Source organism: Subtercola boreus, from assembly GCF_003399625.1.
GTDB classification, from domain to species: domain Bacteria; phylum Actinomycetota; class Actinomycetes; order Actinomycetales; family Microbacteriaceae; genus Subtercola; species Subtercola boreus_C.
The window spans coordinates 138,592-148,456 of sequence record NZ_NBXA01000002.1 but is presented as its reverse complement, the minus strand read 5'-3'; the positions used below and the strand labels follow the sequence as shown (position 1 = coordinate 148,456).

Below are 9,865 nucleotides of genomic sequence, written 5' to 3'. Positions count from 1 at the left end.
CCCCCCCCCCCCCCCCCCCCCCCCCCCCCGCACCCGCACCAGCTGAGCGCGACCGAGAATGCTGAGTGCCACCGCTGTGGCGCACGCACTCAGCAGATGGGGTCGCGCTCACCGCGCGTCGGCGCGCCACCCGGGGGGCACGCCGACGGTTGACGGGAGGCGGGGGGTCGGACGCCTGGTCCCAGGTGGCGGAGCACAGCGGCGCGTTCTGGGACACGTGGTTCGGGCGGAAGTCCTCGGGGGCCTTCTGGCCCTCCTCGATGAAGCAGAGCTGCGGCAGCACTTGCGCATTCTCGTCCGGGCTGTGGCAACGGGGCCCACCCGAAGGCGAGCCCCTTTGGGGACAGATTGATTCAGTTCTCAGTGCTGGAGGAAATTGATCTGCCAATATGCGTGAAAGAAGGTGGAAGAGGTGACTGGACTCACGAAGGTTCGGGCTAGCTTGAGACCGAGAACACTCTGGTCCCACGTTGAAGCGGTGCACGAACCGGCCGCTTCACCCGCGGCGGCCGAGAAGTACGCTTCCAAAACGCTGCCCCCGACACCGATCCGTAACTTGAGCGGGACCGAACGAAAGTATCCGTTCGTGCAACTGAGGGAGACACGGTACTTCGTGATGTCGCCAGACGCGTAGCCCGTCAAAGCAGCCGGGTCAGCACCCGTGGCAATGAAGAAATCGTTCTGAACCCCAACGACGGGGAAGAACGCCGGAGTATCAAGCGTCGGGGGGGCTTTTGGTGTCTTGGGCGGCGCAGGGGTGCAAGCCGGCGGGGCATCGGGGCCCGAGCAGTTCGCAGGGGCGGCGCTTGCGCCGGAAGCGCCGACCGATACCAATCCGCTGACTGCGATCATGGCGGCGATGGCGAAGCAACTGAAACGTGTGCGTGATCTCATTCTTTTGGTCTCCTCGAAAGGTGTGCCGCCTGCTGACCATTTCAGCCGGGCCGAGGTCAACCCCGCGGCAAAATACTGCACCTTCTAGGAAAAGAGAGTCGAAGAACCTCCATCCACTACGGCAGTTCCGCACATTCCATGCCACACACAATGTGTCGGAAGACGAGGAGGATGTCGCGCGGACGGCGGCGCGTCAGCCGACGGGCTGCTGGTTCGAGACCGCCACCATCTCGTCACGCTCGACGACCTTGATGCGGGTGCGGCCGGCGGCCTCACCGAGGCCGAGCTCGTACTGGTCGAGGTGGTGCCACCCCTCGGTGCTCGTGTAGTCGACACCGCGCGACTGGAGAAGCGCGACGACCGACTCCTCGGAGGGGTCCTCGGGCGCCCACCAGTTCGCCTGGTCGCGGACCACGTGGCTGAGGGTCTCCATGGCGTCGCTCTTCGTGTGGCCGATCAGCCCGACGGGGCCGCGCTTGATCCACCCGGTGGCGTAGACGCCCGGGATGACCTGGTCGTGATCATCCAGAACCTGCCCTTCTCGGTTCGGGATGACGCCGTGCAGCGAATCGAAGGGAACACCGTCGAGCGGCGAACCGAAGTACCCCACTGCGCGGTACAGAGCCTGGATCGGGAAGTCCCGGAACTCGCCCGTGCCCTCGACCCCGCCGGCGCCGTCGGGCCGGGTGCGCTCCATGCGAAGGCCTGCCACACGCCCATCCGAGCCGAGAACCTCGATGGGGCGCGCGTAGAAGTGCAGGTGCAGGCGACGGGAGGCCTCACCCGACGGACGCGTACGCCACTGGTTCATCACACGGTTGATCACCATGACCTGTTTGTTCGAGGCGATCGCGGCCTCCGAGGCGGGGTCGAGGTCGAAGTCCTCGTCGTAGACGACGATGTCGACGTCGTTCACCTCGCCGAGCTCGCGGAGCTCCAGCGGCGTGAACTTCACCTGCGCGGGGCCGCGGCGGCCGAACACGTGCACGTCGGTGACCGGCGACGCCTTCAGACCCTCGTAGACGTTTGCGGGGATCTCGGTGACGAGCAGGTCGTCGGCGTGCTTCGCGAGGATGCGCGCCACGTCGAGCGCGACGTTGCCATTGCCGAGCACAGCGACTTCGCGCGCCTCGAGCGGCCAGGTGCGCGGCACATCGGGGTGCCCGTCGAACCAGCTCACGAACTCGGCAGCGCCGTAGGAGCCGTCGAGGTCGATCCCGGGGATGTCGAGTTCGGCATCTTTGATCGCACCGGTCGCGAAGATCACCGCGTTGTAGTGCTTCTTCAGGTCGTCGAGGGTGAGGTCGATCCCGTAGCGCACATTGCCGAAGAACCGGATGTCGCCCCGGTCGAGCACCTCCCGGAGCGCACCGATGATGCCTTTGATGCGCGGATGATCGGGGGCGACGCCGTAGCGCACCAGGCCGTAGGGCGCAGGCAGGTGGTCGAAGAGGTCGATCGACACGTCGAACGAGCGTTCTGCCTTGATCAGCAGGTCGGCGGCGTAGATGCCGGCCGGTCCTGCGCCGACGATGGCCAGGCGGAGCTTGGTCATGAGGGTGTGTTTCCTTACGTTGTGGGGGCTGCGGCTACGCGGTGGGCGTGGTTCCGACGGGTTGTTCGGAGCCGCGGCCCGGCCCGGCGGGCCAGCGGCTCGGGCCGGTCGCTCGGTTCTGGAGGGTCAGGCCATTCGGCCCGGTCGCGCCGTTCTGGAGATTCAGGCGGATCGCTCCACCATCGTGGCTGCGAAACGGATCAGGGTCTTCTTCACGGTACCGTCGGGCAGCGGGTCGAGTGCGGCGACCGCATCGGCCGCCCAGCGGCGCGACTCGACCTGCGTCTCGAGCGTCACCGGGTGGGCGCGGAGTTCGGCGATCAAGGCGTCGACCTGCGCGGGAGGAGTGGACGCGATCGCCTCGGGGTCGAGCCGCGCGAGCAAGTCGGCGGCTGCCGGGTCGGTCGCCGCATCCCGTCGCAGGTAGAGAAGGGGCAGCGTGACAACGCCGGCCCGGATGTCGGTGCCCGCCGTCTTGCCGGTCGCATCGCTCGGCGGGGCGAGGTCGATGACGTCGTCGACGAGCTGGAACGCGATGCCGATCTTCTCGCCGAAGTCGAACACGGGCTGCTCGTACTCGCTCGGCGCGCGCGACACGAGGATGCCGAGCTGGGCGGAGGCCGCGATCAGCGACCCCGTCTTGTCGGCGAGCACCTGGAGGTAGTGCGTGACCTCGTTCTCGCCCGCGCGGGGACCGACCGTCTCGTGCAGCTGCCCGAGGCAGAGCCGTTCGAACGTGTCGGCCTGCAGGCGGATTGCCCGCTCTCCGAGGATCGACAGGAGTTTCGATGCGCGCGCGAACAGGAGGTCGCCGGTGAGGATCGCGATCGAGTTGCTCCACACGGTATGCGCTGTCGGTACGCCGCGGCGCTGCTCCGCTTCATCCATCACGTCGTCGTGGTAGAGCGAGGCGAGGTGGATCAGCTCGATGGATGTCGCGGCCGTGACCACATCGTCGGTCACTCCTTCGCCGAGCTGGGCTGTGAGGAACGCAAGCAGCGGACGCACCCGCTTGCCGCCCGCGTCGAGCAGGTAGCGCGCGGAGACCTCCGCCATGCCGTCGTGGAAGACGGTCTCGGCGAGCAGCTGGTCTTCGAGCCTCACGATGCCGTCTTCGACAGCCTTCGCCGCGCGGCGGTCGTCACCCGTCGAGAACAGCCGTTCTGCGAGCGAGAACGGAGAAGAGGAGGACGGGCTGCGGCGGGCGCTCTTGCTCGCGATGGAAGCCCCGGACGCGTTCCCGGGCCGGTTGGCCTTGTTCACGAGGTCAAGCCTACTGAGGGTGCGGCGTCGGTGTGAGCGGCGGCACCCGCGGGGGTGCGCGGCTTCGTGCCCCGGTGCAGTGCGACGATGCCGAACGTGAGGTTGCGGTAGCCCACCTCCGTGAACCCTGCGGCGCTCATCCAGCCGGCCAGCGTCTTCTGGTTCGGCCACGCCTCGATGGAGTCGGCGAGGTACGTGTAGGCGTCGGGATTGGATGACGCGAGCTTGGCGATCGCGGGCATGAAACGCTGCAGGTAGGCGGAGTAGCCGAACTTCACGACTCCCACCGGGGGCGTGCTGAACTCGCAGATGACGATGCGGCCGCCGGGCTTCGTCACTCGGTAGAGCTCGGCGAGCGCAGTGCGCGGCTCGACGATGTTGCGGAGGCCGAACGAGATGGTCACGGCGTCGAACTCGTCGTCGGCGAACGGGAGATCCATGCCGTCTGCCACCACGAACTCCACGTTGCGGTTGCCGGCCTGCTGCTTTTTGCCCACCTCGATCATGCCGGGCGAGAAGTCGGCAGCGACGACCTGGGCTCCACCGGCGGCGAGGCTCGCGCTCGACGTGCCGGTGCCGGCGGCGAGGTCGAGGATGCGCTCGCCCCGCTTCGGGGCGACCGCCTTCGTCGTGGCGATCCGCCACAACAGGGCGTTGCCGACCGAGAGCACGTTGTTCGTGCGGTCGTAGTGGGTCGACACATCGTCGAACATCGCAGAAACCTGCGCGGGTTGCTTGCTGAGGTCGGCCTTGGACACTCCTCCAGTTTACGGTGCGTCTCGTCGGCATTCGGCAAAGGCTCAGGATGCGCACAGGGCTTGCGCGAGGCGGCTCTGCTGTGCGGTCTGCGGGCGCGGGGCGGGCGGGCGCGGCAGTTCGCCCGATCATGTGGATGCCGCTCCGGCGAAATTCCCGTCCGGGAGGAGCTGGGCCGATCCGAGGCCGTATACGAGCTGGAGCGGCTGAGCTCCTCCCGGGGTACAACCTGGGAGGAGGGTGCATCCACCTGCGAGAGCCGGGGAGCGCAGCCGGGGGCGAATCGAGCCCGGAGGAAGACGGCGGCCACGCGGCGGGATCGCCGAGCGGGTGCTGTGGGCGCGTGCGGCGGGCGCGCACGCTGCGGGCGCGCAGGCAGTGGGCGAGCGTACGCTGAGATCGTGACTGATTCCCGCGTGACATCCGCACCGCCCGCTGCAGCATCACCCGCCGGTGCATCACCCGCAACGCCCCGCCTGTACGTCGAGACGTTCCCGGTCGGCGACATCCGGATGCTCGTGCCGCTGCTCGACGCGCGGCATCCGCTGCTCTGGATCCGCAAGGGCCAGGGCATGGCCGGCCGGGGTGAAGCGCTCCGGCTGGAGTTCACGGGCGACTCCCGCTTCCGCGACGCCTGTGAAGCGTGGCGGGGGGTCACCGCCGCCGCGACCGTGGTCGACCCGCTCGGCACTCCGGGCACCGGCCTCATCGCCTTCGGGGCGTTCGCGTTCTCGGGGCAGTCCGGTCGCACCAGCGTTCTCATCGTGCCCGAGCTCGTGATCGGCAAGCGCGACGGGGTGTTCTGGCTCACCCGGGTGCGCGTGCTGGCCGAGGGCGAGACGGTGCCGTCCGGGCATCCGGAGTCGGCGCCTGCCGCCCCCGACCTGCCCCCCGCCACGGGTTTCGGGGCCGAGTACCGCATCTCGCTGCTGCCCGGCGCGGCGAACCCCGACACGTATCGCGCCGCCGTCGAGGAGGCTGTGGCCCGCATCACCCACGGCGACCTCGAGAAGGTCGTGCTCGCCCGCGACCTGGTGGGGCGCCTGCCGGGCGACTCCGACCTCCGCCGCGTGATCTTCGACCTCGCGCTCGGCTACCCCGACTGCTGGACGTTCGCGGTCGACGGCCTCATCGGCTCCAGCCCCGAGACGCTCGTGCGGGTCGACCGAGGAACGGTCTCCGCACGCGTGCTCGCTGGCACGATCTCGCGTGGGCGCGACGCCGAGGCCGACCACGACCAGGCCGTCGCTCTCGCGACCAGCGCGAAAGATCTCGACGAGCACCGCTTTGCAGTCGCCAGTGTGATGACCGCGCTCGCACCCCATTCGACAACCCTGATCGCGAGCGAGATCCCGTTCACCCTGAAGCTGCCGAACCTCTGGCACCTCGCGAGCGACGTCGAGGGCGCCCTCAGCGACGGAAGCACCTCGCTCGACCTGATCGCGTCGCTGCACCCGACGGCGGCCGTGGCCGGCACTCCGACTCTGGATGCGCTGGCGCTCATCGAGCGTCTCGAACCCTTCGACCGTGGCCGCTACGCGGGCCCTGTGGGCTGGGTCGGCGCCGACGGTGACGGCGAGTGGGCGGTCGCGCTCCGCTGCGCCCAGGTCGACGATTCGGGGAGCATCACGGCCTACGCCGGGGCCGGGATCGTCGCCGGCTCCGAACCGCAGCACGAACTGCTCGAGACCAAGATGAAGTTCCGGCCGATGGTGGAGGCGTTCGGGTAGCACCGGGCGTTCGGTAGGATCTTGCCGACCCCGGGCATCCGCTAACTCGCGGCCAGCCGTGCCTTCTCGGCCTCGATGTCGTAGTCCGCGGCTGGCCAGCTCTGGTGGAGGTTCTGCAGGGCATCCAGAACCAGGCGCTGCACCGCGAGCCGGGCGTACCACTTGTGATCGGCGGGCACGACATGCCAGGGAGCCGCCTCGGTGGAGGTGCGGTCGAAGACGACCTGGTAGGCGTCCTGGTACTGGTTCCAGAGCAGGCGCGAGTCGATGTCGTTGGGGTTGTACTTCCAGTGCTTGTCGGGGCGTTCGAGCCGCGCTCCGAGGCGGGCCTTCTGCTCGTCGGGGCTGATGTTCAGGAACACCTTGACCACCGTGGTGCCGTGGTCGGTGAGTTCGCGCTCGAAATCGTTGATCACGCCGTAGCGGCCGTCGATCTCCTCGGGGCTCGCAAGGTTCAGCACGCGGCCGGCGAGAACGTCCTCGTAGTGGGACCGGTCGAACACGCCGATCTGGCCGTCGGCTGGCAGGTGCTTGCGGATGCGCCACAGGAAGTCATGGCTGAGTTCCTCGTCGGTGGGCTTCTTGAACGAGGCGTGGGTGACGCCGCCGGGGTCGACGGATCCGACCACGTGCCGCACGATGCCGCCCTTGCCGGAGGAGTCCATTCCCTGCAGCACGAGCAGGATCGAGCGGTGCTGGTCGGGTCCCTCGAACAGGCTGTTGGCGAAGAGCTTCTCCTGCAGGCTGTCGACCTCCGCGGCCGCAGTCGCGAGGTCGCGCTGCCCGTCGGACTTGTGGCCCTCGTAGCCGGGGGTCGCCCGCGTGTCGGTCTCGCTCAGACGAAAACCGGCCCCGACCCCGAGCAACGGTGTCGGATCGGCGACCCACGCGGTGGCGGGGAGGGCGGGCGTGCCGGCGGTGGGATCGGCCGGGTTCTTCGCGTGCTTGGCCTCTGCCTCGGCGGCTTCGGCCTTCGCGTCCTTCACCTTCGCGGCCTGCTCCGCAGACGTGGGCTTCGACCCCTTCGCCTTCGAGCCCCCAGCGCCCTTCGACTTCGAGCCCTTCGACTTCGAGCCCTCCGACTTCGAGCCCCCTGACTTCGAGCCCCCTGACTTCGAGCCCTTCGACTTCTTCGTGGCCACGTCGCCCGCCTTCCGTTTCGCGTTCCCTCAGCCTATGCCGCGCATCCCCCGATCGAGTGGGCAGTTCGGGCCCCTTCGTCGCCGGTTTTGGGCCGGAACTGCCCACTCGATCGCGGTGGAGCGCGGGTGGGGGCGGCGCGGCGGGGGGCCGGGCGGGCGGGCGGGACGGGACGGGGCGGCGTCGGGGCGCGGGCGTCAGCGCGGGAGGGGGACCTCGAGGAGGGTGGGGCCCGCGAGGGGCGCGGTGAGGGCACGGTCGAGCTCGACGCGGGTGGATGCGCGGGCGTACGACCAGCCGTAGGCCTTCGCGAGCGCCTCCAGGTCGACGGTCTGCGGGGTGAGCATGACCCGGTCGAAGGCGGCCCTGTCGGCGGTGGCCGCGACCTCGAGGGTGTCGAAGATGGTTCCGCCGCCGTCGTTCGCCACGATGAGCTGGATGCGCGGGCGGGCCTCCCCCGTGCCGAACAGCAGCGCCCCCGCATCGTGGAGCAGCGTCAGGTCACCGAGCAGCACGCGGGTGACCCCGTGCTCGGTCGCCGGATCGCGCTGGCTCGACAGGGCGATGCCGATGGCCGTCGACACGGTTCCGTCGATGCCGGCGAGCCCGCGGTTGGCGTGCACGCGGATGTTCTTGCCGGGAGCGACCCGATCCAGATCCCGGATGAGGCGCGATGCACCCAGAATCAGCCGATCGTGCGGCCAGGTCGCCTGCCACACGGCGAGCGCCAGGGTGCGCCTGGTCACGGGCGCCTTGAGCGCTGCCGTCTCGGCGAGGCGGTAGGCGCGGCGCTCGGCGATGTCCGGGGAGTTCGCGAACTCGATGTTCGGAGCCGGGATCGGATCGTCGGCACCCTGCTCGTCGATCAGCGCCCTGCTCGCCAGCACCCAGGAGCGCAGCCAGTCACGCTCCTCGCTGATCGCATCTGTGCCACCAGCTGTACCACCAGCGCCAGCAACACCAGCTGTACGACCAACGCCAGCGGTTCCAGCCGCGCTGGCGGCCGCCACCTCCACCCCCGTCACGAACGTACTCACACGGTGCCCCGGGTTGTAGGCATCGAGCACCACCTCACCGGGCTCCGCGGATGCCGCGGCGGGCGTCACGACGACGGTCTCGACATCCTCGCGGAGCGACAGCGCGGGAACCTCCCGCGACAGCGTCGGGTGCCCGAACACGATCGCCCGCTCCACCCGGCCGCCGAAGTCGGCATCGCGCAGCAGCTCTCGGGAGGCGACGATCAGGTTCCGTCCGAAACGGGATCCGCTCGACGGCTCGGCAATCAGCGGCCAGCCGCCCCGGTGCGCGAGCTCCTCAGCGGCCGGACCCGCGTCGTGGCCCGCGATGACGACGGTGCGGGGCCCGCGCGCGAGCACGAGAGGCGTGCGGGCGCTGTCCTCCGCAGCAGCGACGCCCGTCTCGACGCCGACAGCGGCACCGCCACCGTCAGCGGCACCGCCACCGTCACCGTCACCGTCACCGTCACCGGCACCCACACGAGCACCGGCACCCCCGGGCATCCACTCCCCCGACGCGAGCAGCGCCACCAGGTCGGGCACCGTTCCCGAGAGGGGCTCCCGCAGCTGCAGGTTCAGGTGCACCGGCCCCGGGTTGCCGGTGTGGGTGCCGAGGGCCGCCTCGACGGCCGACACGGCGAGCTGGGCCGCGAGCGCGCCCTCGGCCGGGTCGCCGGAGGGCGCCGGCACGTCGACCGCCAGCCGCACGAATCGGCCGAAGATGCCGGGCTGCCACGTGGTCTGGTTGCCGGCGGTGCCGCGCATCGACTCGGGGCGATCGGAGGTCAGCAGCAGCATCGGAACCCGGCTGTGGTGCGCTTCGAGCACCGCCGGGAGGAGGTTGGCGACGGCTGTGCCCGACGTGGTGACGACGATGGCGGGCCGGGCTGTCTCCACTCCGAGACCGAGTGCGGTGAACCCCGCGACACGTTCGTCGACGCGAACCTGGAGGTCGAGCATCCGTGCCCGGTGCAGTTCGGCGAGCGTGAGGGCGAGTGCCTGCGAGCGGGATCCGGGGGTGAGCACGGCGTCCGTCACACCGAGGCCGACAAGTTCAGCGAGAACGGCGAGGGAGAAGTCTGCGGCGGGACTGGATGAGGGGCTGCCTGCGGGGCCGGCCGCCGCGTTCACCGTTCGGTTCTGCCGTTGTCGGTCTTCTTGCTGTCGGGGTCGTCGTCGACCTCTGCCAGCTGCTGCTCGAGGTCGCGGAGCTGCGCGTCGGTCACCGGATCGGCCTTCAGCCCACCGAGGAACTCGGGATCGTCATCCGGACCGATCGTGCGGTAGACAGGCCCGCGCGCCGAGCGCTTCCGGCCCCGGCCCACCAGGAACCACAGCACCCCGCCGATCACCGGGAACAGCACCACGATGAACACCCAGGCGATCTTCGGAAGGCCCCGCACCCGGAACCGCGGGAAGAGCAGGCAGTCGACGAGCGCATACACGTAGAAAGCTGCCGCGAGTGCGGCTACACCAACCAGGAGACGTGCCATAGAGAAACCATACGCCTT

The 9,865-nt window shown here is 69.5% G+C and carries 8 protein-coding genes; 2 read left to right on the top strand and 6 right to left on the bottom strand.

The window, feature by feature from the left end; genetic code table 11:
- The first annotated feature begins 742 nt into the window (after window positions 1–742).
- On the top strand, window positions 743–982 hold the full coding sequence (locus tag B7R21_RS19635) for a hypothetical protein (protein ID WP_147305771.1): 240 nt from the start codon (window positions 743–745) through the stop codon (window positions 980–982).
- A 105-nt stretch (window positions 983–1,087) separates the two neighbouring features.
- Here B7R21_RS19635 and B7R21_RS01800 read toward each other — a convergent pair whose 3' ends face one another.
- The 3 genes from B7R21_RS01800 to B7R21_RS01790 form a co-directional block, all read right to left on the bottom strand.
- Window positions 1,088–2,449, bottom strand: coding sequence for an FAD-dependent oxidoreductase (locus B7R21_RS01800; protein WP_116281525.1), 1,362 nt, complete (start codon window positions 2,447–2,449; stop codon window positions 1,088–1,090).
- 162 nt (window positions 2,450–2,611) lie between these two features.
- Window positions 2,612–3,670: a polyprenyl synthetase family protein gene (locus B7R21_RS01795; protein WP_116281550.1), complete on the bottom strand. Its 1,059-nt coding sequence runs from the start codon at window positions 3,668–3,670 to the stop codon at window positions 2,612–2,614.
- 38 nt (window positions 3,671–3,708) lie between these two features.
- On the bottom strand, window positions 3,709–4,470 hold the full coding sequence (locus B7R21_RS01790; RefSeq protein ID WP_116281524.1) for a class I SAM-dependent methyltransferase: 762 nt from the start codon (window positions 4,468–4,470) through the stop codon (window positions 3,709–3,711).
- A gap of 510 nt (window positions 4,471–4,980) precedes the next feature.
- Here B7R21_RS01790 and B7R21_RS01785 point away from each other — a divergent pair.
- Window positions 4,981–6,198, top strand: coding sequence for an isochorismate synthase (locus tag B7R21_RS01785; protein ID WP_116281549.1), 1,218 nt, complete (start codon window positions 4,981–4,983; stop codon window positions 6,196–6,198).
- A gap of 41 nt (window positions 6,199–6,239) precedes the next feature.
- Here the strand turns inward: B7R21_RS01785 and B7R21_RS01780 are convergent, their stop codons facing one another.
- From B7R21_RS01780 to B7R21_RS01765, 3 genes are all read right to left on the bottom strand, one after another.
- Window positions 6,240–7,064: a PPK2 family polyphosphate kinase gene (locus tag B7R21_RS01780; RefSeq protein ID WP_253259585.1), complete on the bottom strand. Its 825-nt coding sequence runs from the start codon at window positions 7,062–7,064 to the stop codon at window positions 6,240–6,242.
- Window positions 7,065–7,535: 471 nt separating this feature from the next.
- Window positions 7,536–9,485, bottom strand: a complete 1,950-nt coding sequence (gene menD / locus B7R21_RS01770) for a 2-succinyl-5-enolpyruvyl-6-hydroxy-3-cyclohexene-1-carboxylic-acid synthase (protein ID WP_116281522.1) — start codon at window positions 9,483–9,485, stop codon at window positions 7,536–7,538.
- Window positions 9,482–9,847: a PLD nuclease N-terminal domain-containing protein gene (locus B7R21_RS01765; protein WP_116281521.1), complete on the bottom strand. Its 366-nt coding sequence runs from the start codon at window positions 9,845–9,847 to the stop codon at window positions 9,482–9,484. Before B7R21_RS01765 ends, menD begins: the two co-directional genes overlap by 4 nt.
- Window positions 9,848–9,865 lie beyond the last annotated feature (18 nt).